We start from the raw sequence: 24616 nt of genomic DNA on the forward strand, positions 1-24616 counted from the left end.
GGAATGATTCGTCGACTGGACAGGAACTCACCGCAACGGCGCCCGTTAACGGACCTTCCAGCCATGGCTTGCCGATGCAGTGAGTATAGCATGTAAGCAATTGCAGTGCAAGCGAAAATCGTTATTTTTCTTGACAAAAATCTTTTTATTAAGGCATGAGTGATGGTTTACCCTGTTATTCATTCAGGCCTTTGCCGCTCAGTAACCGTTGGTGGGCGCCAGCCATCACATCGTGCGAATGGTCCGCGCCAGCCAAGGCTGATCGATTGTCCAAGCCAAGCGAAGCTGCCGGGTCATTTTGGCCGGCGGGCTTGGCGCTTGCCGCGTTTATATTGGCGCACCCACTGCTGCAATTGTGCTTGTTGCTCCGGGGTGACTTGACCATAGTGTTGCAAAAACCGCCGCCGCATGCGCGGATCGACACTTTGATCCAGCCATTGCGTCCAACTAGGCGCTTTTTGCGGCGCGCCGCCCGCTTTGCCATCAGGTGCTTGCTGCGTCAAGATCGCTTGCTGCGCCTTGCGGAAATCCTTGAGTTCACTGGCATTAAAAGCGGCGACGTCTTGTTGCTGGGCTTCCGGCAGCTCTGCCACATCATACATTTCCTGATGCGCTTGGGCGTTTAACAAGAAGGTCAAGATCGGGTAGGCCAGATAAAAGGCCAACGCAATGCTGGGGAAAAACCACGCCACGATCAGATCCCAAATCGATAAAATATCCAAAATGTGGTTGGCGTTGCCATATATCTTGGTGTACACCTTTTGCATGGCTTGTTTATCTGTGTATTGCAAGTGAATGATCACCTTGGCTAAATAGCGAAACAGCAAGTTCACCACAAATTGCAAACAGCCATATAAGATCACCGTCGTTTTGGTCGTATTGACCGCCATCATATTGGTGAATATTGGGATCAATGACAAAAACGCCAAGAAGATCATATCAAAGATAAACACGCGATAAGTCATGGTGGTGATCTCACCAAAAGCGGTCGAATGTTGATACCAAATATTCGCGACAAAAATGAAACTGATCAAAAAGATCCCGATATGTTTGCCTAAGAGCCAATAGTTGCCCCAAGAGTCGTGCAATACCGGGGGGATATCCAACACCATAATGGTAATGATAATGGCGATGATTGCATCTGAAAAGGCATCCAGCCGATTTTTAAGTTTTTCCATACTCCGTGCCTATCTTTCTTTGTCAAGCGCTAAGTCGCCTTATGCATCCCCTTGCAGTGACACTTTGATCGCTTGGGCGACGGCTTTGCTGATGCCTAAAGCTTGGATGTCGTCGACACTGGCTTCTTTAATGTGGTTCACCGTCTTAAATGCTTTCAGCAGCTTCTGGCGGGTCTTGGGGCCAACGCCTTGAATGGTTTCCAAGCGGCTGGCCAATGAGTTTTTATTGCGCAATTGGCGATGGAAGGTGATGGCAAAGCGATGCACTTCATCTTGGATCCGCTCCAACAAATAAAACCCTTGCGACTTCGGATCTAAATTGATCGGCTCGTCTTGATCCCCAAACAACAACGCGGCGGTTTTATGCTTATTGTTTTTGACCATGCCAGCGACTGGGATATCCAGATTCAACTCGTTTTCCAAAACGTCTTTAGCCGCGTTCATTTCGATGTCCCCGCCATCCATCAAGATTAAATCAGGCAATGCTGCGTGTTCCTTCAACAGCCGCGTATACCGCCGCCGGATCACTTCGCGGGTATTGGCGTCTTCATTGGCGCTGTGGTCATTTTGAGCTTGTGCCAATTTGTATTTGCGATAGTTGTTTTTTTCCGCTTGCCCATCGACAAATTGGACCATGGCCGACACTGGATCTGTGCCTTGGATATGTGAGTGGTCAAAGGCCTCGATGACATGTCCCATTGGCAACCCCAGCGCGTCCATGATCTCTTTTTGCGCGCCTACAGTCGTGCGATTATCAAGTTCCAACAAGCGAAACTTTTCTTCTAACTTCAACCGCGCATTTTTATGGGCCAGATCCATCAACGAACGTTTCTCCCCGCGCTTAGGCGTGCGCACGGGAATGCCTAAAACGGACTCTAACAAGTCATTATCCAACCCTGCCGGCACTAAGACTTCTTTGGGGGCCACATTGTTTTTGCGTTGGTAAAATTGCAGAATAAAGGATTCAAATTCTTCTTCAGTCGTCCCGGTGATTGGAAATAATCGACTTTCCCGCTTCATCAAGCGCGCTTGGCGAATGAAAAAGATCTGAATGGATAACCAGCCTTTATCCATATAGAAATTAAAAATATCCCGTTGCGTCTTATCAGTACTAATGATCTTTTGTTTCTCAACGGTGACGTCAATATAATGCAACTGGTCGCGGATCTCAGCCGCCCGTTCAAATTCCAGCTTTTCCGCCGCTTGCTGCATCCGGCGATTCAACTGGCGCACCACTTTGCCGGTGTTGCCATCCAAGAAACTCTTGATCTTGGCAATTTGCTGTTCATATTCTGCCGGCGGCACTTCCCGCCAGCAAGCGCCGAGGCATTGACCCATATGATAATACAAGCACGGCCGGCCTTGATAGCCATTACAGCGCCGCAATGGGTATACTTTTTGGAGAAAATGCATCGTTTCTTGGGCGGCGTAAACATTCGGATAAGGGCCAAAATAATAGGCCCCGTCTTTTTTAATGTCCCCGGTAATTTCCATTTTCGGATCGCGTTCATTGGTGATCTTGATGTAAGGATAACCGGTCCCCTTTTTTAACTTGATATTGTAATAAGGCTGCCACTTTTGGATCAGGGTGATTTCTAGTAAAAAGGCTTCTTTATCACTGGATGTCACAATATAATCAAAGTCGGCAATATTGGCGACCAATTGCGCGGTTTTGCCGGTGTGTTCACTTTTAAAATATGAACGCACCCGGTTCTTCAAGTTTTTGGCCTTGCCAACGTAGATGATTTTCCCGTTGAGATCTTTCATCTGATAACTGCCTGGCAGATCCGGCAGTAACGCCAATTTGTGTTCGATGTGTGCAGACGCCATGGCCTGACCTCCTTTATCAACTCGTCTTACTATTGTAGACATTCTCACCTATCCCTGCAAGCGCCTAAAGCGCCGGCGGCCAAATCCCAATACCCCTAACCCGATCACCGCCACCAAGCTAAACCGGGCGCTCAGCGGCAAGGCGCCATACACAAATGGCGCCAGCACTTGCCCGGCATACAACGCCGCACTGCCAATGGTCAAGACTTGATCGCGCTGCGCCAGCGTAGCGGCGGCGGCCAAGGCTTCATTGAACACCGGCATCGCCAACCCGATGCCGACGCCAGCCGCTGCGATTGCGATCACCAGCGTCCCCCAACTGGCAAAAGTCATGCTGACGCCTAACACCACCAGCACAACAAAACACACCCCCTCTTTGGCCGGTGGCGTCAACGGCCAATGGGCATAGCTGACCCCAATGAGCAAACCAATCCCGGACACACTTGCCAACGCCCAGCCGGCATGGCTGGCATTGGCGTCATGCAAGAGTTGCTGCATGGCAAAAGGGATCGCCGTGGGCACCACAAAATAACCCATATTCCAAATCATGATCAACCCAAAGGTGGCCCAGATTCGCCGGGAAAAATGTCCTTGCGTCCGCACTGGTTTTGCCGCTTGGGAGTTGGGGACAAACAAGCTGACCAAACCCAAGGGAACGATCGCTAACGCATAGAGACTAAACACCATTCGCCAGCCGCTTTGGGCTAACATGCCTGCTCCTGCCAACGAAACGATCGACCCGGCACTCGCCACCGCAGACGCCACTCCTAACAAATGCCTTTGCTGGGGGCCTTGATAATGATCGGCGATCAAGCTGACGGCAGGCCCGGCAAATAAAGCCAACCCCACGCCGGATAACGCTCGACAAGCCAGCAAACCGCCAAACGGCAAAGGAATCAATGGAACAGACCCGCCGACCAAATAAATCGCTAACCCCCAAATCACCTGCGTTTTTTTTCCTCCAGGCAAATAGCGTAATACGGGCAGCGACCCGATAAAAATGACCGCCGGCATGGTCATCAACAACTGCAGCCACACTTCTGCCACCGCTGGATATGTCACGTGGATCGCTGGCAGTACTGGGGCCAACACCGCCCCGGTCAACATTGTGAAAAATGACAACGACAAGATCGCGATCATCATGATTGCTCGCTCCTTTAACCGCCAATCGGCCTTTTTCCTACAGTGTACCGGCAATTCCAGCCATCACCTAAGAAAGTGGCGGCGCTAGCCAAAAGCGCCTTGAAACCGCCATCCCAACAAACGAATGGCAGTTTCAAGGCGCTGGCTGATGACGTTCAACCATAGCTGGGCCGTCAGCGTAAAGCATGGGCATAATGGATCCACCCTTGTTCACGCTCACCCACGGTATCATACAACCGCTGGGCATGATGGTTGCTGGTGCGCGTTTGCCAAGTCACACTAATGGCTTGGCGGGCTTTTGCCCAAGCAAACGTCGCTTGCAGCAATTGTTTGGCGATGCCTTGACGACGAGCTTTAGGCGCAACATAAAGATCATTGAGGATCACGGTCCGTTTCAAGGCGCGTTTATCAAAACCAAAATATAAAAATGCAAACCCCAACAGCTGACCATCGGCGTCTGTGGCCACCAATAAGCCGCCAAGGGGATCATCCGGTCGGATCAGTTGCGTGATGTGGGCCAATAACGCCGCCTTATCAACGGTATGGGCCACTGGACTATCAGCATAATAACCTTGTACCAAAAGCAGCAAAGCGGATACATCTGCGGCTTGTGCATTGCGGATCTTTGCCATGAAAAGCGCCTCCTTTTGGACCAACAGCAATCAATTTGGCTTCAGCTTACCATGGCCAAAGCGGCACTGACAACTGCTGTCACCAGGGCTGCAGTTTGGCGACGCAAAAGCGCCTGGCAGCGGCGATTCAAAACGAATCGCGGCCTCCAGGCGCTATACACCTGCTGGTGCTTATTTGGAACGCTTTTGTGCTTGTTTCATTTGCTGCATCATCTGATTGAGCTTTTTAGTACTAGGTTTTTGACCCATTTGCATCATCATGGTGCGCAACATTTCTTCATTGATCGGGGGGTTATCCTGGAAATACTTCTTCATATAAGCGCGGGCGCCGAAGAAGCCGCCAACCAGGCCAACTAAGACGCCGATCACCAAACCGATAACTAACTGCATGAACACTTGCCTCCTCTTATTACACAATCATCATTGTACAAAATGCCAGGCCGCTTTGAAAGCCTTTGAACAAATAAAGCCTTAGTCTTGACGCCAGCCTTTTTTTCGTTGTTCATCTTTGACCTTCTGCGGCGTTATTTCGTGACCATGCTGATCAAAATATTGCGTTGTCGTCAAACGCTGCTTGAAGCCGGCGCGAAAATCACGCAAGTAAGCCTCACGCAGTGCTTTGCGCTCTTTGATTTCTGCAGGAGTCAACCCTTCTGCTTTAGCTTTTTTGGCCAAGGCATTGATCCGGTCGATCCGTGCTTGTGGTTGTGCCATCACACTCACCTCGTTTAATTCAAATGGATCGGAGCATAGGTATACCCTTGTGGCTTTTGACCAGGATAAGGGGCCTTCATCAGCATTCCGACGTACTCTTTAGTGCGCGCCAGTGAGCGGAAGGCTTTGATCACGCGCACCGGTTCGGCACCGTTGGCGTAGTACACGATATAGATCACGTCGTTCATGACACCCAAACACTCCTTCTCACGGTTACCTTTTGGCATAAAAAAAGGCCGCAATTGCGACCTTCTCGTGTGGATTAACGGCGCTTTTCTTTGATCCGAGCAGCCTTGCCACGTAATGCCCGCAAGTAGTACAACTTCGCACGACGTACTTGACCATGACGGGTCACTTCGATCTTTTCAACACGCGGTGTGTGTAATGGGAAGGTACGTTCCACACCAACACCGCTGGAGATCTTACGCACGGTATAAGTTGCAGAGATGCCGACACCATGACGCTTGATCACAACGCCTTCGAAGATCTGGATACGTTCGCGTTCGCCTTCAACGATCTTGGCATGGACGCGGACACTGTCACCAGGGCGAAAATCAGGAATATCATCACGCAACTGGGACTTGGTAATTTCAGCAATAATTGGGCTCTTCATAAAACTGTTCTCCTTATACCGACATTCATAATCGTCCCGACCAGCGGAATATCGTTGCTTTGTGAGTTATCACAATTAATCATTCTAGCATATCGACACGGTTGCAACAACCATTATTTGAAGCAAACGAAGCGTAAAAATTGACATTCCCGGAAACTGCGTGCTAACTTAAAATTAGTTCACGATTGGAGGAATCGCCATGAAGCTCATGATCGCTTTAGAAAACGTGACGATGGATGGTGTCAAACGCGCCTCCACTGTCCTTGGCAACGCCTTGGCGGCACATGTCGATGTCTTATACTTTTCCTTAGCCGATGCGCCGCGCTATTTTACGCTGCAAGCCCCGCTGTTAATCGCTGAGCCGCCAGCGGACCCACAACTGCTGAACTTCTTTGGCGACCACCCTTATCAGCGCTACGAGCCGCAAATCGCTAATTTGATCGATACCATCGACGCTTATCATATCGACGCCGTACTGTTGCCAGCTGGGTTATTGACCAGCTTTGCCCCATTGATCAAAAAAGCCTTACCCTGGGTGCGCTTGATCGGGTGGATGCACAATAATTTCACCACGTATACCGAAGATTACTATGGGCAAATGCGCGGTGAATTCAAGGCCGGCTTACAAGCCGTCGACACCTTAGTGGTCTTGACCGAAAGCGACTTGCGCGAATACCGCCAGTTCAATCCCAATACGGTCAAACGTTACAACCCCATTACCTTGACCCCGCATCACTTAGCCGACTTGACGCGCCATCAAATCGCCTTTACCGGCCGCATCGCGATCCAGCATAAAGGCATCGATCTATTGCTCAGCGCAGCCAAACAACTGCGCCCAGGTTGGCAAATCACCATGGCTGGCAGCGGGACGCCAAAAGATATGGCCTTGTTCCAACGCTTGCGCACCTTGTGGGGGTTAGAAGCGGTGATCGATTTTCGCGGCCCGCTGCATGACGACGAGCTGCGCGCCCATTATGCCAATGCTGCGATATTTGTTTCCACCAGCCGTTGGGAAGGGATGCCCTTGGTGATCGGCGAGGCGATGGCTGCCGGTTTGCCGATCGTGGCGATGCGCAACACCGGTTCTGCAGAATTTCTGCAAGATAACGAATATGGCCTGTTGACAAAAGCCGCCGACGTCGCCGACTTCAGTACCCAACTCAACCGCATGATCGACTCATTGGCCTTGCGCCAACATTACGCCCATCAATCACTGCGGCGGGCCAATGATTTCAAGCTCGACGTGATCGTGCAGCAATGGCTGGATCTATTGCAGCCTTGAATCCGTGATATCTGGGGCTTGGCGGGTATTTTCTTCACGTTTGACCTGAGCCAACAGCTTCCGCGTTGCGGCGTCTAAATCCAGCTGGTCCAGCAGCTCTGGCCGACGTTGATAAGTCCGCCGCAGCGATTCTTTCAGCCGCCATTGTGCGATCAGCTGATGATTGCCGTTTTGCAACACCTCAGGCACTGCCATGCCGCGATATTCCGCGGGGCGCGTATACTCAGGATAATTCAACAGCCCGTTTTCAAAGCTGTCAGTCGCGGCACTTTCGGCGTTGCCCAAAACGCCAGGCACAAACCGCACCGTGGCATCGATCATCATCATGGCCGGCAGCTCACCGCCAGTCAACACAAAATCTCCAATCGAAAATTCATCGGTGACCAAACTGCGGATCCGCTCATCATAGCCTTCATAATGCCCACAAATAAACACCAAATGCGCCGCTTGCGCCAATTCTTTGGCCGCCACATGATCAAACTTGCGGCCGGCTGGATCTAACAAGATCACGCGCTTTGCTCCGGGATGTTGGGCATTCAAATCATCCATGGCTTCAAACATCGGCTCCGGCTTTAACAACATGCCGGCCCCGCCGCCATAAGGAGTATCATCCACATGGTGATGTTTGTCATGAGAATACTGTCGATAATCGATCACATTAAAATCGATTTGGCCTTTATCGATTGCCTTGCCGATCATGCTTTGCGTCAACGGCGCAAACATATCCGGAAAAAGACTCAAGACATCAATCCTCATCATCGATCAGCCCTCCTGGGACGTCCACATGCGCGATTTTGTTCGCAACATCGATTTGTAAGACCACGCTCTTCAAAAACGGCAACAGCACATCGCTTTTGCCTGGCCGCGGGATCACCCAAACATCATTGGCGCCTGGGCTTAAGATCTCCGTGACAACGCCAAGCTCATGATCATGTTGATCGATCACGTGCAACCCGATCAGATCGCGATAATAATAGCTTCCGTCTTCTAAGGGCTGCTGCTGGGCTTGGGTCACATTCAAGGTATGCCCTTTGAACGTCTCGACTTGGTTGATGTCGTCATATCCTTCAAAGCGCACCAAAATGAAGTCTTTATGCTTGCGGCTGGCAGCGACCACCACCGGTGTCACCGGAGTGGTATCGATCACGAGCTGACTCCCAGGGGCAAACCGCTTTTCGGGAAAATCAGTCGTCGCGATCACCCGTACTTCCCCGCGAATGCCGTGGGTATTCACAATATTCCCAACATGATATAACTCTGGCATCTGTCTCTCCTATCTCTTGAGGCTATTAAAAAGGACCGGCAACAGCCGGTCTTTTTTAATGGTTTGGATGCGGTGCATCCAAGATATTTAACCGTACACGCTTGGCATACGGAGACTTGACCGCGTAAACAATGGTCCGGATCGCTTGCGCCACCCGTCCTTGTTTACCAATGACCCGACCGACATCGTCCGGCGCCACCGTCAAGTCAAAAGCCATATAATCCTGCGTCTCATGACGCACGATTTCAATCGCTTCGGGGTGGGTCACTAATGGGGTCACAATAGCTCGGATCAGCGATGCGATATCCACGCCCTAGCCCCTATTTCTTAGCAAAACGTGCTTCGTGATACTTTTGGAGTAAGCCTTTGCTGGTAAGCAAAGTACGTACCGTATCTGAAGGCTGTGCGCCTTTTTGAAGCCAATCAAGAATAGAATCTTCATCCAGCTTTAAGTCAACTGGTTCGGTTAATGGGTTGTAGTAACCGACGGATTCGATAAACCGACCATCACGTGGGGAGCGAGAATCTGCAACCACGACGCGGTAGAAAGGCTTACGCTTGGAACCCATCCGCTTTAAACGAATTTTAACTGCCATTAAGTCCACCTCCTGTAAATTTCTCAACTTCAAAATAATAGCAAATTATCCAGGGCGTGTAAAGAGTTTTTTCTTTACAACGTCAAGTTCCTGCTCAAAAACTGCCTGCAAAGCGCGTCCAAGCGACCCGCCGCCAGCCCACCAGCGGCCAGTAAGCTTTCATTGGGACATAAAGCGTCCCAACGAACGTGCGGCCACCAGCGCTACTTTAGGATTTGAAGCGTTTGGCGTGTTTGAGGCGTTTCTTCTTATTCTTCTTTTGTTTTTTGACCATCGAGTTCATCGCCATTTTGCCTAAGCGGCCTTTGACGCCGCCACCCATTAAGCCTTCCATGCCTTGGAAGTTGCCTTTGGACATTTGGTTCATCATCTTTTTAGAGGCGTTGAACTGCTTGATCATCCGGTTGACTTCCACGACCGGCCGCCCGGCACCAGCGGCCAAGCGCCGCCGCCTGGATGGATTCAAAATGTCTGGATCTTCGCGTTCAGCTGGCGTCATCGAATAAACGATCGCTTTCATGTGGGCGATGTCTTTAGGGTCGACTTTGAAATTCTTCAATGCTGGGTTGTTGGCCATCCCTGGGATCATTTTCATGATGTCTTCCATCGGGCCCATATTTTGCATTTGCTCCATTTGATCAAGGAAATCATTGAAGTCAAAGGTATTTTCTTTGATCTTATCGGCCATTTCGGCGGCTTGCTGCTCATCGAAATTCGCCTGGGCCTTATCGATCAAAGTGAGCATATCGCCCATCCCCAAGATCCGGTTGGCCATACGATCAGGGTAAAAGACGTCTAAAGCTTCCATCTTTTCGCCTTGCCCAACAAACTTGATCGGCTTGCCAGTGACCTTGCGGATCGAAAGCGCCGCGCCGCCGCGCGTATCGCCATCTAATTTGGTCAAAACGACCCCAGTGATATCTAACCGTTCGTCAAATCCCTTAGCCACATCAGTTGCGGCTTGCCCGGTCATGGCGTCAACCACCAGCAAGATCTCATTAGGCTCAGCCAACGCTTTGATGTCGGCTAATTCAGTCATCAGCTTTTCATCGATCTGCAACCGGCCGGCGGTATCGATCAAGACATAATCATTATGTTGCAGCTGGGCTTGCGCCAAGCCTTGACGAACGATCTCCCGCGGGTCAACATCGGTGCCTAAAGCAAACACTTGGGCGCCGACTTGTTCGCCGACCACTTGCAGCTGATCGATCGCAGCCGGCCGATAGACATCAGCTGCGATCAAAAGCGGGCGGGCTTTTTCTTGCTCGATCAAGCGCTTGGCCAGCTTGCCGACAGTCGTGGTTTTCCCGGCCCCTTGCAGCCCAGCCATCATGATCACCGTGGGGATATGGGGGGCTTTGTTCAATGGAACAGCCGCGTCGCCCATGGTCGCCGTTAATTCATCATTGACGATCTTGATAATTTGTTGTGCCGGTGACAGTGAGTCCAACACCTCAGTGCCGACCGCCTTTTCGCGCACATTTTTGACGAATTCTTTGACCACGCCAAAGTTAACGTCGGCTTCAAGCAGCGCCAAGCGGATTTCGCGCATTGAATCGCGCACGTCGGCTTCCGTCACTTTACCCTTCCGCCGCAACCCGCTAAATGCTTTTTGCAGGCGTTCAGATAACCCTTCAAATGCCATAATTGCCTCCTACTGTAAGAAAAATTAGCGTCTGTGAACCCGCTTAACGCGCGGCTTGATCTGCCACACGCGTTAATAAGGTACTCAAGCGCGTATCTTGGGGATAATTGACCCGCACGTAAGCCACCAGCGCATCTACCGCTTGGTTTTGCGCTTGATAATTGGCTAACAAATGCAGCTTGCTTTCGTACTCTTCCAAACTGGCCTCAGTCCGGCGGATATTGTCATACACCGCTTGGCGAGAGACATCAAACTCTGTGGCAATTTCCCCCAGTGAATAATCGTCACCATAGTATAATTCCAGGTAACTATGCTGCTTTTCAGTTAGTAATGCGCCATAAAACTCAAACAACGAGTTCATCCGGTTGTTTTTTTCGATTTCCATTTTTCTACCTCATATACACTCCTTTCAGGATACCGGTGAAACGCCCATCCGTCAATGTTCATCGGTTGCGTTAATCCTTTCACAAAATGTGCGTCACGACACGCATTCGTGGTAAACTAAAGGTATGAATTGGAGGGAAAAATATGGTAGCGACAATTCTATATTGGGGCATCATCGCCGCACTTTGCGGTTGGTGGGCTTGGACATTGGTCTTTTCATTGATTTATTTGGGCAACCACGAAAATGGCAACCTGTGGTTCTTCGCTATTTTAAATACCTTAGGCCTGATCGCGGCAGCGATTTTTGCGTGGATCATGGCCAATACCGCTTGGCAAAAGTATTGGTTTGCCAGCTCGGTCAATACCGGCAACTGGCTATTATACGTGATCATCGCGTATGTGGTGTTGATCGTCTTGCAGGTGCTTTTAGGCCGCACGCCAAAAGATGCGGCAGTGGCCTCACATTAACGCAAAAATCCATCCCAGCCAACCGGCTGTGGATGGATTTTTTTTTGCGTTTGATCATGCGCAAACTAGTCTGGATCTGTCGGCGTTTGGATCAAGCCTTTGAATAGGCCATAGGCAAATTTTGTGGGGTCAAAGACTTGTAAGTCATCCATGCCTTCGCCTAAGCCGGCCAGCTTGACTGGGACATGCAATTCATTGCGAATCGCCAACACGATCCCGCCTTTGCCGGTCCCGTCGAGCTTGGTCAACACGATGCCGGAAATATCCGTGGTTTGCTTGAATTGTTTGGCTTGACTCAAGGCATTTTGGCCGGTCGTCGCATCCAACACCAGCAACACTTCTTGTGGCGCATTGGGTAATTCCCGCACGATCACACGCTTGATCTTATCCAATTCTTTCATCAAGTTGACTTTGTTTTGCAAGCGGCCGGCAGTATCGACTAACAAGACATCCACTTGGTCTTGTTTGGCTTGTTTGACCGCATCAAACACCACACTGGCTGGGTCGGCGCCGGCGGCACTGGCCACGACTGGCACACCATCGCGGCGTCCCCACTCTTGGAGTTGTTCGATCGCCCCGGCACGGAAGGTATCGCCAGCGGCTAACAACACAGATTTGCCAGCGGCTTGCAGTTGATGCGCCAGCTTGCCGATCGTGGTGGTTTTGCCGGCACCATTGACCCCGACAAATAAAAATACCGTCGGCTCGCCTTGGGCATAGTGCAAACTATTATCTTCATCTGCCCCCGCTTCGCCATAAAGATCGACTAATTTTTCGACGATCACTTGCGCCACGGCTTCAGGCTTTTTAGCATTTTTCAGCTTCACTTCTTCGCGCAGCGCATCCGTTAGCGCCACCGCAGTTTGAAAGCCCACGTCTGCTTCGATGAGCATCTCTTCGAGGTCGTCGAAAAAATCTTCATCGACACTGCGAAAGTTGGCAAATAAAGCATTCAAGCGTTCGCTAAAGGACGTGCGCGATTTTTCCAGCCCGGCATCATACTTTTCTGTCTCCGGTGTTTCCGGCGTTGCAGTAAACGCTTTTTTGATTCGGTCAAATAATCCCATTACGTCATCCTACCCTTCATTGTCTTGAACCGCTTGGTCTAACGAAACTGCCATCATCCGCGAAACGCCAGATTCTTGCATGGTCACCCCATACAAGACATTTGCCGCCAACATCGTCCCGCGGCGGTGGGTGATCACGATGAATTGCGTGTCACTGGCATAATGCTTCAAAAATTGCCCGAAGCGATTCACATTCACATCATCAAGGCTGGCTTCAACTTCATCGAGGATCGAAAACGGTACCGGCCGCACTTGTAAAATCGCAAATAGCAACACGATTGCTGTCAATGCACGTTCACCGCCAGAAAGCAAAGACAAGCGCGACAATTTCTTACCAGGCGGCTGCGCTGAGATCTCTAAGCCGGTATTTAACAAATCATCTGGATCAGTCAGGCTCAAATGCGCGTGGCCGCCGCCAAACATCTTCGGAAAGATTGCTTGAAAAGCGGTATTGGTCGCATCAAACATGTCTTTGAAGCGCGTCTTAACGGCTTCATCCAGCTCCCCCATCGTCTCTTGCAATTGGTCTTTGGCCGCTAATAGATCGGCTTGTTGTTTGGTCAAAAAGTCATAGCGCTCACGCACCTCTTGGTATTCGGCGATCGCATTGGGATTGACCGGGCCTAACTCATCCAAGCCGCGTTTGAGCAGCTTCAAGCGGCTTTTCAACATTGGCAATTCAGTTTCATCATTCACCACCGCCGCCTTCGCCGCTTCAAAGCTCAATTGATAATCCTCTGCCAAGATCCCTAACCGGCTGTCCAAGTTCAATTTGATCCGGTTGAGACTCACCGCTTGTTGTTGCGATTGCGCCATCGCCGTGTTTTGCTGGCGGTTGACCGTGGCGATTTCACCAGAAACCTGACTCAATTCACCACGGTTGGCTGCTTTTGCTTGGGTCAATTGCTGACGTTTTTGCTGCAGCTGTTTTTGGGCTTGTTGCAAGTCCTTGATCGTTTGTTCCCGATCAGCTTGGTCTTGATCTGTATTGGCCAGCGCAGCGGTGAGCGTGTCGATTCGGGACTTGAGCTTGCTGGCATGTGCGTTGGCGGCATCCAAACTGGCTTGCCATTGTTCAGTCTGCGCTTTCGTCGTCGCTTGGGCGCTTTTGAGCACCGCGACTTGCGTTTTGAGGTCCGTCACCTGTGCCTGCTTAGCCGCCTCAGCCGTGCTGGACTCGGCTAAATCCGCCTTGCGTTTGGCAATGGTCGCTTGCACCGTGGTCAGTTGTGCGGTAATCTGCGCCGCTTTAGTTTGAAGCTGGGTGATCACAGTCGCAAAATCTTCGTTTTGGCTGGCATCTAAACCTAACGCTTGCAGTTGGCGTTTGAGTTGGGTCAACGCTTCTTGGCGGGCGGTTAATTGTGCTTGCAGCGCTTGTTGAGCCGTCGTCTGCTGCGTCAGCGTTTGCTGGCTGGCGGCCACTGCTTGCGCTGCAGCCGTCGCCTGTTGTTGCAGGTCATCTAGTTCAGTTTGCTTGGCCGTCAAAGCCGCCGTCATTTGCTTTAACTGTGCGGCTAATGTTTGCACTTCTTGGGTCCGGGCTAAAGGCGAACTGGCTTTGGCTTTGACTTGCCCACCTGAAAGCGACCCGCCAACATTGAGCAGATCCCCTTCAACCGTCACGATGCGATAGCGATGACCGGTTTGATTCGCCAAGGCAATCGCATGATCAAGGGTGTCAGCAACGATCAAGCTCCCCGCCAAGTTGGCCATGATTCCCGCCACTTGCTGCGGGTAACGGATCAGCTCAACGCCGACCCCTAAAAAGCCTGGCTGCCCTTGTAAACTGGTTAATACCGCTTGCGGCAGGTGCCGCGGTTTGATCACACTGATCGGCAAAAAAGTAGCCCGCCCAGCCCGTTGCTGTTTCAAATACGTGATCGCTTGTTTCGCTGCTTGCTCATCTGTGGTCACGATGGATTGCAAAGCCCCGCCTAAGGCAATGTCTAAGGCTTGTTGATATTGTTTGGGCACGGTCAATAATTCGGCGACTGCCCCGACCACCCCAGGCAATTGGGCTTTATGCTGCAACACAGCTTTGACGCCAGCAAAGAAGCCTTGATAGTCTTCTTTCAGCTCCTTAAGGGTTTCATAGCGCGACTGCGTGCTTTGATAGATCCCTAACGCTTCTTGATAACGTTGGCGCGTTTGTGCGTATTGGGTTTGCGCAGCGTCAGCCGCTGAACGGGTCTTGGCCAGTGCCGTCTGGGCTTCAGTCGCTGCTTTTTGGGCGGCGGCGATTTGCGCCGTTAATGCTTCAACAGCCTGGCGCGCTTGCGCCACGCGCTTGGTCAGTTCTTTGACGCGTGTCGATTGGGCAGCGGTTTGGTTGGCTTGGACCTGTTGATCTTTTTTAGCCGCGGCCAACTGGTTATTCACCGCCGCTTGAGTTTGCAGTAAGTCGATATATTGCGCTTGGGCAGCATCAAGTTGTGCTTGCAAAGCAGCTGGGCTTTGCGCGGCGGCAACCGCGGCTTGTAAGGCTTGTTGTGCTTGTTTGCGGTCGGCGGCTTGGATCTTGCTTTTGTCTGCCAAAGCTGCCAGCTGCTTTGCCGCTTCCGCCGCTTGTTGCGTCGCTTCATCCAATTGCTGATTCAAGTCGGCTAAGGTCAACTGGGTATGATTGACCCGCTCGGTCGAAAGGTTAGCTTCACCAGTCAAGCTTTCTAACCGCGTGGAGGCAGTCAACAACTGGTCATTGCATGTGTCTAACGCCTGTTCAAACTCTTGATCTTTGGCTGTCAGCGCCTCTGATCGCGCCTCTAAGGTGGCCAATTTATTCTTTAATCCCGCCAACAGCTGCGCGGTCACTTTGGCTTGTGCTGCCGTGGCGGTTTGTTCTGTGTCAAGCTGTTGGATCTCTAAGGCTAAAATGGCTTGATGGACATTTTGATAGTCTTTGGTTTGGCGTTCGTAATCGCGCGCGATCGAGGCTTGCTCTTCCAACGGTGTCAATTGCCGATGCAATTCTTGGATGATGTCATTGACGCGATCCAAGTTATCGGTAGTGGTTTGCAGCTCCTTGTCGGCTTTGATCTTTTGTTGTTTGTACTTCAAAACACCGGCGGCTTCTTCTAAGATCCCCCGGCGTTCTTCTGGTTTACTGTTGAAAATGGCCTCAACGCGGCCTTGAGAAATAAAGGAAAAGCTTTCTTTTCCCAGGCCGGAATCCATAAATAAATCCACAATATCTTTCAAGCGGACCGCTTGATTATTGATCAAAAAATCTGATTCGCCATCACGATAAAGCCGGCGGGTCACACTGACTTCCGCCGGCTGATTGGCCAAATACCCATCGCGATTATCAAACGTCATCACGACTTCCGCCCGATTCAGCGGCGGTCGGCTCGCGGTACCGGCGAAGATCACATCCCCCATTTTCTCCCCGCGCAGGCTTTTGGCACTTTGTTCGCCTAAGCTCCACCGGATCGCTTCGGTGATATTGCTTTTACCACTCCCATTGGGCCCAACGATCCCGGTCAATCCAGGGACAAAATCAATTTGCGTTTTGTCTGCAAACGATTTGAACCCGTTGATCACAAGCGTCTTTAACTGCATGTCTCCACGTCCTACTATAGTTTGCCTTGGAGCTTCTCCAGCGCATCACTGGCAGCGGCTTGCTCTGCGGCTTTTTTATTCTTCCCATATCCTGAACCCAGCACGCGATCTTCTGCACTGACATCGACTTGAAAACGGCGATCGTGAGCCGGACCGCTTTCACTGAGCAAATGATACTCGATCTTGACTTCGCCGTCTTTTTGCAAGAATTCTTGCAAGGCGGTTTTGTGATCCATATTTGCATCAAATTGCCCGGCAGCGATCTTGGGAAAAATCACTTGCGCAGCAAAATCGATCACCGCTTGCCGTCCTTGATCCAGATATAACGCCCCGTTAAAGGCCTCAAACAGATCTTCTAATAAGGTCTTGCGCATGCGGGCCCCAGCATTTTCTTCGCCTTTGCCCAACCGAATGTACTGGTCGAAATGGGCCTCTTTAGAAAATGCCGAAAAACTGCGCGTTTGCACGATCGCCGCGCGCATCCGCGTCAGCTTGCCTTCAGGAAGATCTGGATATTGCCGATAGAGATAATCACTCACAGTCAGCTCCAACACGGCATCGCCTAAGAACTCGAGCCGTTCATTGTCTTTGAGCCCCAATTCCTGATGTTCATTGACGTAAGAAGAATGCGTGAACGCTTCATCGAGGATGGAAAGGTCGTGAAACTCGATTCCGTACCGATTCCTAAGTTCCGAAACAAATTCTGAAGCGACCATAATAGTTAAACTCCTCCTTATATTCTCTCTATCATTATACTAAAGGCATCTCAAAATGACACCTTAACCCGGCCGAAAAAAAAGTCCGGCGCCAGGCCGGACTGTTTCATTGTCTATTTGGTTTGATGGGCCATGACGTAACTCACAGCGTCGCCAACAGTCACAATGTTTTCCGCATCTTCATCTGGGATCTCAGCCCCGAAAGTATCTTCAAGCTCTAACACGAATTCCACGATATCAATCGAGTCTGCATCGAGATCCTTCTTGAAGTTCAGGTTGTTATTGATCTGCGATTCTGGGATCTGAAAATGATCCTGGATCAACCCTGAAATCTTTGCGAATACTTCTTGCTCAGTCATGACGGTCCTCCGTTTCTTAACACGCACTCTAATATAGCGGTTTTTTCGTCACTTGTCTACGCTTGTGTGGCCCTTTGTCGCGGCAAAATAAGCTTGCACCTTGCCAACCGTATCATTGGCCAGCATTTCACGGATCTGGCGGATCGTATAATACACCGCATCCGCATCCGCACCGCCATGCGCTTTGATCACCGGTGCTTTAAGGCCTAACAAGACGGCCCCGCCATAACTGGAAACGTCAAAGGTGCTGGCAATGTTTTTGATCCCGTCTTTGAGCAATAAACCGCCGAGCTTGCCTTTAAAGCCGCTATCCATGATGGCACTTTTGACCAGCTTCAAGATCGTCTTAGCGGTGCCTTCTGTGGCTTTTAACGCCGCATTGCCCGTAAAGCCATCGGTGACCACCACATCGGCCACCCCTTGCAATAATTTATCTGACTCGATATTGCCAATGAAGTTGAGTCCTTCCAGTTGGCTCAGCAACTGATAGGTTTCTTGATGCAAGCTGTCGCCTTTGTTCGGCTCGGTCCCATTGTTCAACAAGGCCACTCGCGGTTGGCGCAACCCGCGCAGATCCCGCGCATAAAAGTCACCCATCACCGCATAATTGACCAGCTGTTGCGGCTTGCCTTCCGCATTGGCACCAACATCAAGCATCACAAAACCGTGCCCATCGGTAGTCGGCAAAGTCGGCATCAACCCTGGCCGATCGATGCCTGGAATCCGGCCAACGATAAACAGCCCGGCGGCCAACAAAGCACCGGTCGACCCTAAGGAAAAAACCGCATCTGCGGTTTGATTTTTCACGGCTTGTGCCGCTAAGACCATCGACGCTTGTTTCTTGCGGCGAACCGCTTTGACCGGTTCATCATCACCATTGATCTTTTCTGTGGTGTGCACGATCGTCAATCGCGTCATATCTTTGATCAATGGGGTCAGTTGGGCTTCATCGCCATACAACGTGAATTCAAGCTCTGAAAATTCGTCCCGCGCGCGTTGGACCCCTGCCAAAACGACTTGCGGCGCGTTGTCGCCACCCATTGCATCCACTGCGATTTTCATCGAATCATCCTCCTAATCTAAGCTGCCAAGTGACTGTTGCTGACGGGCCAGCCATGCTCGTAATGGAGCAAATTCTGCGGCACTCAATGTTTGATCCGCCTGAAAAAGCGCGGCTGCCGACTGTTGTGCGGCTTGCAAGGTCGCAAAATCAGTCACAGGATCGGCCACCCGAAATTCCGGCAAGCCGCTTTGTTTATCACCAAAAATGTCTCCGGACCCGCGTAATTCTAAGTCCTTTTCTGCCAACTTGAACCCGTCATTGGTCGTGACCATCGTTTGCATGCGTTCCACACCCATTTCATTTTTGGGGTCGGCCACCAAGATACAATACGCTGCCGCTTGCCCGCGGCCGACACGCCCGCGCAACTGGTGCAGCTGCGCTAACCCAAACCGGTCCGCATCCATGATCAACATGACTGTGGCATTAGGGACATCCACGCCGACTTCCACCACCGTCGTTGACACTAAGATGCGTGTTTCTCCGGCGTCAAATGCCCGCATGATCGCCTCTTTTTCATCAGGCTTCATCTGCCCATGCAACAAAGCCACTGTTGCTTCTTGGCCAAATGTCGCTTGCATATCGGCGTATAACTGTTCAGCATTTTGTAAGTCGATCTTCTCTGATTCGGCAATCAACGGCGTGATCGCAAAAACCTGATGGCCGGCCGCCAATTCCGCATGGATCCGTTTGAATGCGCCACTTAATTGATTGCGCCGCACCCACGTGGTGGTGATTGGCTGTCGGCCGGCTGGCAATTCGTCAATGGTGGAAACATCCATTTCGCCATATGTCGTGATTGCCAAAGTCCGCGGGATCGGGGTCGCCGTCATGGCCAAAAGATCCGGCTTGAGCCCTTTTTCCTGGATGATCTTACGCTGTTGCACCCCGAAGCGATGCTGCTCATCGATGATCGCCAACCCCAGCGCCGCAAAGTCGACGCCTTTTTGGATCAAGGCATGCGTGCCGATGACGATATCGATTGCCCCACTGGCCAGCCCTGCAAGTGTTTCGCGGCGCGCTTTAGTCGGCGTCGACCCAGTCAATAAGGCGATTTGCACGGGAAAATCGGCGAACGTTTTGGTCAGCTTGGCGTAATGCTGTTCTGCCAAGACCTCTGTTGGCACCATCAGCGCCGCTTGATAGCGCGCCGTCACTGCAGCATACATCACGATTGCCGCAACGATCGTCTTGCCTGAGCCGACGTCGCCTTGTAATAGGCGATTCATATGATGCGGTGAGCGCATATCCGCACAGATCTCATTGACCACCCGTTTTTGCGCGGCTGTCAAGGCAAACGGCAAGGTGCTGATCAACGCCCGCAGCTGCTGATTATCAAAAGGGATCGCCAGCCCATTTTGCGTGGCATCATTATCCAATCTTAACGCTTGGATCTGACACTCAAATAAGAAAAATTCGCGGAAAATTGCAGAACGACGTGCCGCATGGGCCTCTTGTCCCGATTTGGGCCAATGCATCCCATGAATGATCTGCTGATCCGTTAATAATTTGTACCGCTGTCGCAAGCCTGCCGGCACAATTTCTGGGATCTGTTGACCTTCGCGAGCGTATGCTTCCTTCACCAGATCGGCGATGGTTTTTTGGCGAATATTTTTGTTGGCCGGATACACCCCTGCCAAAGATGGCTCATCAGCAGTTTGGGTGGCTAACACCTTCATTCCCGTCATCGTCTTGCGCTTGGCATCCCATTTGCCATAAATCGCCGCTTCAACGCCTTGGCTAAATTTATCTTTGAGCCAAGGTTGATTGAAAAACGTCACCATAACGACCATATTGTCGATTTGCAACCGCACGTTCAACCGATTTTTTCGCGGGCCAAAGCGCGTGACCACCGGATCAGCCACGACAATGCCTTTGACAGTCAACTTTTCTTGATCGGCAGCCGTCGCCAAATCTTTGACTTGCAGATCGGCATAGCGAAACGGAAAATAAAACAACAAATCACCGATCGTGTTTAATCCGAGGCTAGCCAAAGCCGCCTGGCGTTTGGGGCCGACACCAGATAACACCGACACTGGATCAGTTAATGCCATGCCTTCACCTCCAACCCATTCCCTCTACCCGCTCACATCCCAGCCAAATGACATGGACCAGCCCTCAAAGTGCCACCATTTCAGCGCAAAACAAGAGGACGAGTCGAATACTGGCTCGCCCTCTTGCTGGCACGTTATTCGACTGACACCAAATATGGATAGACGGGCTGATCACCTTGATGCACTTCCACTTCTAAGTCATCATCAAGCGCTAAGATCTTAGCTTCGATCGTTTCTGCTTCGGATTTAGTCCCATCCGCACCAACAATCAGGGTCACGATCTCAGAATCATCATCCAACATCGCTTTGACCATTTTAACAGTGGCCTGCACGCGATTGGTATCGGTGACCTTGATGGCCCCGTCAATGATCCCCATCCAGTCATCGGTATGGATCACCAGGCCATCAATGGTGGTATCGCGAATGGCTTGCGTCACACTGCCAGAAACCACATTGGTCAACTCAGCAGTCATCGCCGCTTGATTGTCACTCAGCGACGCTTCTGGATTATAGCCTAACATCGCGGTCAAACCTTGGTTGATCGTCTTGGTTTTGACCAAAGCAACGGCCACATCAGCGGCTTTGGCCGCTTCTTGTGCCGCCATGAAAATATTGGAGTTGTTTGGCAAAACAATGACATTTTTCGCATGGGCTTGGGCGATGGCTTCTAAGATGTCATTCGTCGACGGGTTCATCGTTTGGCCGCCATTTAAGACGTAAGTGACCCCTAAGCTCTTGAACAACTCTGCTAACCCGTCACCGGCAGCGATCGCCACGACGCCAAAATCAGCCAATGGCTGCGGTTTGGCTTCTTCTGCCGCTTCGCGTTCAATAATGCTTTCGTGCTGCAAGCGCATGTTGTCCACTTTGATCTTGGCTAATGCCCCGAACTGCTGGCCATATTTGAATACGGTTCCAGGATGCTCCGTGTGCACATGCACCTTGACGACTTCATCATCTGCGACCACTAAAGTCGAATCCCCTAATTCATTCAAGTAATTTCGGAATGGTTCGTAATCAAAAGCCTTCTTAGGCCCATCGCCGACCCCTAATTCCACCATCATCTCGGTGCAATAACCGTAAACGATATCATCAGGATTCAGCTTGGTTTGGGCACCTTGATGATGGGTGGCATTGACCATTTCATTCATTTCCGCTTCATCGGGAACATAAAGATCATCTTCGGCTTCACCGTTGAGGCCTTCTAAGAACCCTTCGTAAATAAAGCACAGTCCTTGCCCACCAGAATCGACCACGCCAACTTCTTTTAACACGGGTAATAGATCTGGCGTCTTGGCTAATGCGCGCTTGGCGGCTTTAACCACTGCTGCCATCACGACGGTGGTGTCTTGCGTATCATTAGCCGCTTTCAGCCCGGCTTTAGCGCCTTCACGCGCAACCGTTAAAATCGTGCCTTCAACAGGCTTCATCACCGCTTTATACGCTGTTTCGACTCCGCTGGCGAACGCATCAGCTAAATCTTGCGCTGATAAGGCCGCTTTAGCTTCAACACTTTTGGCAAAGCCACGGAATAACTGCGATGAAATAACGCCGGAATTGCCGCGTGCTCCCATCAATAGGCCTTTGCCCAACTTCTTAGCCAACTCACCAACATGATCGGCGTCACTTTCTAAAACGGCTTTAGCGCCTGTTTGAAACGTCAAGTTCATGTTGGTGCCGGTGTCTCCATCAGGAACTGGAAACACGTTCAATGAATTGACGAATTCCGCATTTTTAGCGATCCGGTGTGCTGCCACGCGAATCATCTCTTGGAACTTCGTCGCATTAATTTCTGTCACTTCCACTAACAAATCCTCCTCGGCAAACGCCATGCGTTAGCCAAAAAATTCCGGTCCTAGTTGCTTAATCCCCTAAGACGCGCACGCCTTGCACGATCACGGTCACTTCGTTGGCTGTGACGCCGAGCATCGTTTCCAAGTTGTATTTGACTTTATCTTGCACATTACGGCAAACTTCTGAGATCTTGGTGCCATAGCCGACAACAATGTTGACTTCCACCGTCACACCATTTTCTTGTTGTCGCACCACGACGCCGCGCGCATAATTTTCACGCTTTAAGATGTCGTTTAGGTTATCACGGATCTGGTTTCTGCTAGCCATGCCGACGATCCCATAAATATCCGTTGCCGCGCCGCCAACAACCGTGGCAATCACGTTATTAGAAATGTCGATGGTCCCATATTTGGTCTTGATTTTGACCGCCATGTTCTAACCTCCTATTCGCTCATCACCAGGACAAGCCGTGCCCCACGCGACGCACAAAATGCCCGTCGCAAATTATGGTAGCATTTCCCAATAAGTTTAGCATAGGCCATAAAGTTTTGAAAGCAAGCCCCTGTTTATCCCCTGTCAAGTAATTTTCCTTTGCAAAACATCTTGCAAACACCGGCGCTTTATGATAAGTTGGTCTAGTGAAAAATTCGCAGATGGCGAATAAGCAAGGAGGTCAGCATTTTGGCAAAAGACGTAATCACCGGGCGCCACACCGTGTTTGGCAACAAGCGTTCCCACGCTTTGAACTCCAGCCGGCGCGCTTGGAAAGCAAATCTCCAAAAGGTTCGCATTTTAGTTGATGGTAAGCCAAAGCGCGTTTGGGTTTCCGCTCGCGCACTGAAATCAGGTAAAGTGACCCGGGTCTAATTCCGGAGACAAAAACACCGCTCATATGAGCGGTGTTTTTTTGTCCAAAGCGGCATTTGCGTCGTCAATTATCGGTTTTTTGGCCCACGCGATCGCGACTATAGATCACGGCGACGACGCCTGCTTGCCATGTGATCGTCACCGGCTGAGAATCGCTAAACTCATTTGAAGCCCAGGAAAATGGCGTTTGACTGGACCAATCCTGTAAAAGGTATTTGGCCCCTTGGATCGTTAACGCGGTGATCGCCGTTAAGGGGACGATCCCCAAATACGGATAAGCGCGATCAGCCAAGAGCGTATACGTCCCGGCTTGAAAAAAACGGACCCAGTTTTGTCCATCGCGCAAATCGATTTGATTGGTATAATCCGCAAATCGCGGCTGTGTCGGCAAAAACAAATTGGCTAACAAATGATCCAACCGCCCGCCGGTCGCCCCGACCAGCGTTACTTGGGTGGCATGATATTGGGTAAATGCCAGCCGCACCGCCATTTCTGTGTCGGTTTCATCTTTTTGCGCTGGTGCGGTATGCAGCACAGGAACCTGTTGGGCCACATCGGCGCGTTCAATGGCCGTCAAGGAATCAAAATCCCCCACCGCAAATCTAGGGGTGATCCCGGCTTGTAATAGATGCAGCGTCCCGCGATCGACTCCACCCCAAATTCCAGGCATTTGCGGCCACGCTTCAGGATATAACGCCTGTGGCCCGCCGACCAGCAAATTGATGTGGGTCATTTGGCAAACGCCCGCAAAGTCTCAAGCTGATGTGCCGGTGCACCGTTGAAGACATAAGAACCCGCAACGGCAATATCGGCACCTGCTTTGGCAACGGTGGCAATCGTGTGGTCATTGACCCCGCCGTCGACTTCGATTTCAAAGTGTAAGCCCAATTGCTTGCGCACCGTAACCAGCCGCGCGACTTTTTCAGCCATTGCCGGAAGAAATGGCTGGCCGCCAAAACCAGGATTGACGGTCATGATCAAGACTTGATCTAATATCGGCAAGAGCTCTTCCAGCTGACTTAACGGGGTCCCCGGGTTGACGACGACGCCAGCTTTGACCCCGGCGGCTTTTATGAGTTGCACCGCATGGAAAATATGCGCCGTCGCTTCCACATGGATCAACAGCGTATCCGCCCCTGCAGTGGCAAATGGCGTGATCCACGCTTGCGGATCTGCTACCATCAAATGCACATCCAACGGCAAGCTGGTAATCGGACGCAAGGCTGCCACCATGCCGGGGCCAAAAGTCAGATTAGGAACGAAATGCCCATCCATAATATCCACGTGCAACAGATCTGCACCGGCTTGTTCCACCACTTGAACATCCCGCTGTAAATTGGCAAAATCCGCGCTTAAGATTGAAGGTGCAAGTTTCATCATTTTTCCTCC

General features: G+C 51.0%; 27 protein-coding genes. 3 read left to right on the plus strand and 24 right to left on the minus strand.

Features of this window, described 5'->3' with window-relative positions; genetic code table 11:
- Positions 1-293: 293 nt before the first annotated feature.
- The 8 genes from EKM91_RS04580 to rplS form a co-directional block, all read right to left on the minus strand.
- Positions 294-1178 (minus strand): TMEM175 family protein, encoded by an 885-nt coding sequence (locus EKM91_RS04580; protein ID WP_125750454.1) that lies wholly within the window; start codon positions 1176-1178, stop codon positions 294-296.
- Positions 1179-1217: 39 nt separating this feature from the next.
- Positions 1218-3008, minus strand: coding sequence for an excinuclease ABC subunit UvrC (gene uvrC, locus EKM91_RS04585; protein WP_125750457.1), 1791 nt, complete (start codon positions 3006-3008; stop codon positions 1218-1220).
- Between the two features lie 48 nt (positions 3009-3056).
- Positions 3057-4151: an MFS transporter gene (locus EKM91_RS04590; protein ID WP_125750460.1), complete on the minus strand. Its 1095-nt coding sequence runs from the start codon at positions 4149-4151 to the stop codon at positions 3057-3059.
- A 173-nt stretch (positions 4152-4324) separates the two neighbouring features.
- Complete coding sequence (locus EKM91_RS04595) at positions 4325-4783, minus strand: GNAT family N-acetyltransferase (RefSeq protein ID WP_125750463.1); 459 nt, start codon at positions 4781-4783, stop codon at positions 4325-4327.
- Between the two features lie 171 nt (positions 4784-4954).
- Complete coding sequence (locus EKM91_RS04600; RefSeq protein ID WP_191987984.1) at positions 4955-5173, minus strand: YneF family protein; 219 nt, start codon at positions 5171-5173, stop codon at positions 4955-4957.
- Positions 5174-5254: 81 nt separating this feature from the next.
- Complete coding sequence (locus EKM91_RS04605) at positions 5255-5497, minus strand: DUF896 domain-containing protein (protein ID WP_125750469.1); 243 nt, start codon at positions 5495-5497, stop codon at positions 5255-5257.
- 14 nt (positions 5498-5511) lie between these two features.
- Complete coding sequence (locus EKM91_RS13815) at positions 5512-5685, minus strand: hypothetical protein (RefSeq protein WP_164508454.1); 174 nt, start codon at positions 5683-5685, stop codon at positions 5512-5514.
- Between the two features lie 74 nt (positions 5686-5759).
- Positions 5760-6110 (minus strand): 50S ribosomal protein L19, encoded by a 351-nt coding sequence (rplS, locus tag EKM91_RS04610; RefSeq protein ID WP_125750472.1) that lies wholly within the window; start codon positions 6108-6110, stop codon positions 5760-5762.
- A 199-nt stretch (positions 6111-6309) separates the two neighbouring features.
- Between rplS and EKM91_RS04615 the strand changes: the two genes are divergently transcribed.
- Positions 6310-7392: a glycosyltransferase gene (locus EKM91_RS04615; protein ID WP_125750475.1), complete on the plus strand. Its 1083-nt coding sequence runs from the start codon at positions 6310-6312 to the stop codon at positions 7390-7392.
- On the opposite strand, the gene trmD is transcribed toward EKM91_RS04615, so the two are convergent.
- The 6 genes from trmD to EKM91_RS04645 form a co-directional block, all read right to left on the minus strand.
- On the minus strand, positions 7378-8148 hold the full coding sequence (gene trmD, locus EKM91_RS04620; protein WP_125750785.1) for a tRNA (guanosine(37)-N1)-methyltransferase TrmD: 771 nt from the start codon (positions 8146-8148) through the stop codon (positions 7378-7380). The two genes, EKM91_RS04615 and trmD, sit on opposite strands and share 15 nt — an antisense overlap.
- Complete coding sequence (rimM, locus tag EKM91_RS04625; protein ID WP_125750478.1) at positions 8138-8656, minus strand: ribosome maturation factor RimM; 519 nt, start codon at positions 8654-8656, stop codon at positions 8138-8140. Before rimM ends, trmD begins: the two co-directional genes overlap by 11 nt.
- Before the next feature lie 55 nt (positions 8657-8711).
- Complete coding sequence (locus tag EKM91_RS04630) at positions 8712-8966, minus strand: KH domain-containing protein (protein ID WP_125750481.1); 255 nt, start codon at positions 8964-8966, stop codon at positions 8712-8714.
- Positions 8967-8976: 10 nt separating this feature from the next.
- The gene (gene rpsP, locus EKM91_RS04635) at positions 8977-9252 is read right to left on the minus strand and encodes a 30S ribosomal protein S16 (protein WP_125750484.1); all 276 of its coding nucleotides are present in this window, start codon (positions 9250-9252) and stop codon (positions 8977-8979) included.
- 208 nt (positions 9253-9460) lie between these two features.
- The gene (gene ffh / locus EKM91_RS04640) at positions 9461-10897 is read right to left on the minus strand and encodes a signal recognition particle protein (protein ID WP_125750487.1); all 1437 of its coding nucleotides are present in this window, start codon (positions 10895-10897) and stop codon (positions 9461-9463) included.
- Positions 10898-10940: 43 nt separating this feature from the next.
- Positions 10941-11282, minus strand: a complete 342-nt coding sequence (locus EKM91_RS04645; RefSeq protein WP_125750490.1) for a putative DNA-binding protein — start codon at positions 11280-11282, stop codon at positions 10941-10943.
- A gap of 143 nt (positions 11283-11425) precedes the next feature.
- Between EKM91_RS04645 and EKM91_RS04650 the strand changes: the two genes are divergently transcribed.
- On the plus strand, positions 11426-11749 hold the full coding sequence (locus EKM91_RS04650; protein ID WP_125750493.1) for a hypothetical protein: 324 nt from the start codon (positions 11426-11428) through the stop codon (positions 11747-11749).
- Positions 11750-11814: 65 nt separating this feature from the next.
- Here the strand turns inward: EKM91_RS04650 and ftsY are convergent, their stop codons facing one another.
- From ftsY to EKM91_RS04690, 8 genes are all read right to left on the minus strand, one after another.
- Positions 11815-12816 (minus strand): signal recognition particle-docking protein FtsY, encoded by a 1002-nt coding sequence (gene ftsY, locus EKM91_RS04655; RefSeq protein WP_125750496.1) that lies wholly within the window; start codon positions 12814-12816, stop codon positions 11815-11817.
- Positions 12817-12825: 9 nt separating this feature from the next.
- On the minus strand, positions 12826-16377 hold the full coding sequence (gene smc / locus EKM91_RS04660; RefSeq protein ID WP_125750499.1) for a chromosome segregation protein SMC: 3552 nt from the start codon (positions 16375-16377) through the stop codon (positions 12826-12828).
- A 14-nt stretch (positions 16378-16391) separates the two neighbouring features.
- Positions 16392-17093, minus strand: a complete 702-nt coding sequence (gene rnc, locus EKM91_RS04665) for a ribonuclease III (protein WP_125750502.1) — start codon at positions 17091-17093, stop codon at positions 16392-16394.
- A 113-nt stretch (positions 17094-17206) separates the two neighbouring features.
- Complete coding sequence (gene acpP / locus EKM91_RS04670; RefSeq protein ID WP_125750505.1) at positions 17207-17452, minus strand: acyl carrier protein; 246 nt, start codon at positions 17450-17452, stop codon at positions 17207-17209.
- 48 nt (positions 17453-17500) lie between these two features.
- Positions 17501-18514: a phosphate acyltransferase PlsX gene (gene plsX / locus EKM91_RS04675; protein ID WP_125750508.1), complete on the minus strand. Its 1014-nt coding sequence runs from the start codon at positions 18512-18514 to the stop codon at positions 17501-17503.
- 12 nt (positions 18515-18526) lie between these two features.
- Positions 18527-20566 (minus strand): ATP-dependent DNA helicase RecG, encoded by a 2040-nt coding sequence (gene recG, locus EKM91_RS04680; RefSeq protein WP_125750512.1) that lies wholly within the window; start codon positions 20564-20566, stop codon positions 18527-18529.
- A gap of 134 nt (positions 20567-20700) precedes the next feature.
- Positions 20701-22371, minus strand: a complete 1671-nt coding sequence (locus EKM91_RS04685) for a DAK2 domain-containing protein (protein ID WP_125750515.1) — start codon at positions 22369-22371, stop codon at positions 20701-20703.
- Between the two features lie 58 nt (positions 22372-22429).
- Positions 22430-22792, minus strand: coding sequence for an Asp23/Gls24 family envelope stress response protein (locus tag EKM91_RS04690; RefSeq protein ID WP_125750518.1), 363 nt, complete (start codon positions 22790-22792; stop codon positions 22430-22432).
- A 249-nt stretch (positions 22793-23041) separates the two neighbouring features.
- Between EKM91_RS04690 and rpmB the strand changes: the two genes are divergently transcribed.
- Positions 23042-23227 (plus strand): 50S ribosomal protein L28, encoded by a 186-nt coding sequence (gene rpmB / locus EKM91_RS04695; protein WP_054713751.1) that lies wholly within the window; start codon positions 23042-23044, stop codon positions 23225-23227.
- Positions 23228-23291: 64 nt separating this feature from the next.
- On the opposite strand, the gene EKM91_RS04700 is transcribed toward rpmB, so the two are convergent.
- Positions 23292-23960 carry a thiamine diphosphokinase gene (locus EKM91_RS04700; RefSeq protein ID WP_125750521.1) on the minus strand — a complete coding sequence of 223 codons (669 nt, stop codon included), beginning with the start codon at positions 23958-23960 and terminating at the stop codon, positions 23292-23294.
- On the minus strand, positions 23957-24604 hold the full coding sequence (rpe, locus tag EKM91_RS04705; RefSeq protein ID WP_125750788.1) for a ribulose-phosphate 3-epimerase: 648 nt from the start codon (positions 24602-24604) through the stop codon (positions 23957-23959). The genes EKM91_RS04700 and rpe overlap by 4 nt, the downstream gene beginning before the upstream one ends.
- Positions 24605-24616 lie beyond the last annotated feature (12 nt).

Origin of the sequence: Lacticaseibacillus baoqingensis, assembly GCF_003946165.1 — a bacterium.
GTDB classification, from domain to species: Bacteria; Bacillota; Bacilli; order Lactobacillales; family Lactobacillaceae; genus Lacticaseibacillus; species Lacticaseibacillus baoqingensis.

Excerpts from the sequence above, each read along its gene's own strand:
- EKM91_RS04615 (WP_125750475.1), top strand. The coding sequence starts at position 6,310 with ATGAAGCTCATGATCGCTTTAGAAAACGTGACGATGGATGGTGTCAAA.
- acpP (WP_125750505.1), bottom strand. The coding sequence starts at position 17,452 with ATGACTGAGCAAGAAGTATTCGCAAAGATTTCAGGGTTGATCCAGGAT.
- EKM91_RS04600 (WP_191987984.1), bottom strand. The coding sequence starts at position 5,173 with ATGCAGTTAGTTATCGGTTTGGTGATCGGCGTCTTAGTTGGCCTGGTT.
- EKM91_RS04580 (WP_125750454.1), bottom strand. The coding sequence starts at position 1,178 with ATGGAAAAACTTAAAAATCGGCTGGATGCCTTTTCAGATGCAATCATC.
- EKM91_RS13815 (WP_164508454.1), bottom strand. The coding sequence starts at position 5,685 with ATGAACGACGTGATCTATATCGTGTACTACGCCAACGGTGCCGAACCG.
- EKM91_RS04595 (WP_125750463.1), bottom strand. The coding sequence starts at position 4,783 with ATGGCAAAGATCCGCAATGCACAAGCCGCAGATGTATCCGCTTTGCTG.
- EKM91_RS04605 (WP_125750469.1), bottom strand. The coding sequence starts at position 5,497 with ATGGCACAACCACAAGCACGGATCGACCGGATCAATGCCTTGGCCAAA.
- rnc (WP_125750502.1), bottom strand. The coding sequence starts at position 17,093 with ATGGTCGCTTCAGAATTTGTTTCGGAACTTAGGAATCGGTACGGAATC.
- trmD (WP_125750785.1), bottom strand. The coding sequence starts at position 8,148 with ATGAGGATTGATGTCTTGAGTCTTTTTCCGGATATGTTTGCGCCGTTG.
- EKM91_RS04645 (WP_125750490.1), bottom strand. The coding sequence starts at position 11,282 with ATGGAAATCGAAAAAAACAACCGGATGAACTCGTTGTTTGAGTTTTAT.
- rplS (WP_125750472.1), bottom strand. The coding sequence starts at position 6,110 with ATGAAGAGCCCAATTATTGCTGAAATTACCAAGTCCCAGTTGCGTGAT.
- uvrC (WP_125750457.1), bottom strand. The coding sequence starts at position 3,008 with ATGGCGTCTGCACACATCGAACACAAATTGGCGTTACTGCCGGATCTG.
- rimM (WP_125750478.1), bottom strand. The coding sequence starts at position 8,656 with ATGCCAGAGTTATATCATGTTGGGAATATTGTGAATACCCACGGCATT.
- ffh (WP_125750487.1), bottom strand. The coding sequence starts at position 10,897 with ATGGCATTTGAAGGGTTATCTGAACGCCTGCAAAAAGCATTTAGCGGG.
- EKM91_RS04650 (WP_125750493.1), top strand. The coding sequence starts at position 11,426 with ATGGTAGCGACAATTCTATATTGGGGCATCATCGCCGCACTTTGCGGT.
- EKM91_RS04590 (WP_125750460.1), bottom strand. The coding sequence starts at position 4,151 with ATGATGATCGCGATCTTGTCGTTGTCATTTTTCACAATGTTGACCGGG.
- plsX (WP_125750508.1), bottom strand. The coding sequence starts at position 18,514 with ATGAAAATCGCAGTGGATGCAATGGGTGGCGACAACGCGCCGCAAGTC.
- rpe (WP_125750788.1), bottom strand. The coding sequence starts at position 24,604 with ATGAAACTTGCACCTTCAATCTTAAGCGCGGATTTTGCCAATTTACAG.
- ftsY (WP_125750496.1), bottom strand. The coding sequence starts at position 12,816 with ATGGGATTATTTGACCGAATCAAAAAAGCGTTTACTGCAACGCCGGAA.
- recG (WP_125750512.1), bottom strand. The coding sequence starts at position 20,566 with ATGGCATTAACTGATCCAGTGTCGGTGTTATCTGGTGTCGGCCCCAAA.
- EKM91_RS04700 (WP_125750521.1), bottom strand. The coding sequence starts at position 23,960 with ATGACCCACATCAATTTGCTGGTCGGCGGGCCACAGGCGTTATATCCT.
- EKM91_RS04690 (WP_125750518.1), bottom strand. The coding sequence starts at position 22,792 with ATGGCGGTCAAAATCAAGACCAAATATGGGACCATCGACATTTCTAAT.
- rpsP (WP_125750484.1), bottom strand. The coding sequence starts at position 9,252 with ATGGCAGTTAAAATTCGTTTAAAGCGGATGGGTTCCAAGCGTAAGCCT.
- smc (WP_125750499.1), bottom strand. The coding sequence starts at position 16,377 with ATGCAGTTAAAGACGCTTGTGATCAACGGGTTCAAATCGTTTGCAGAC.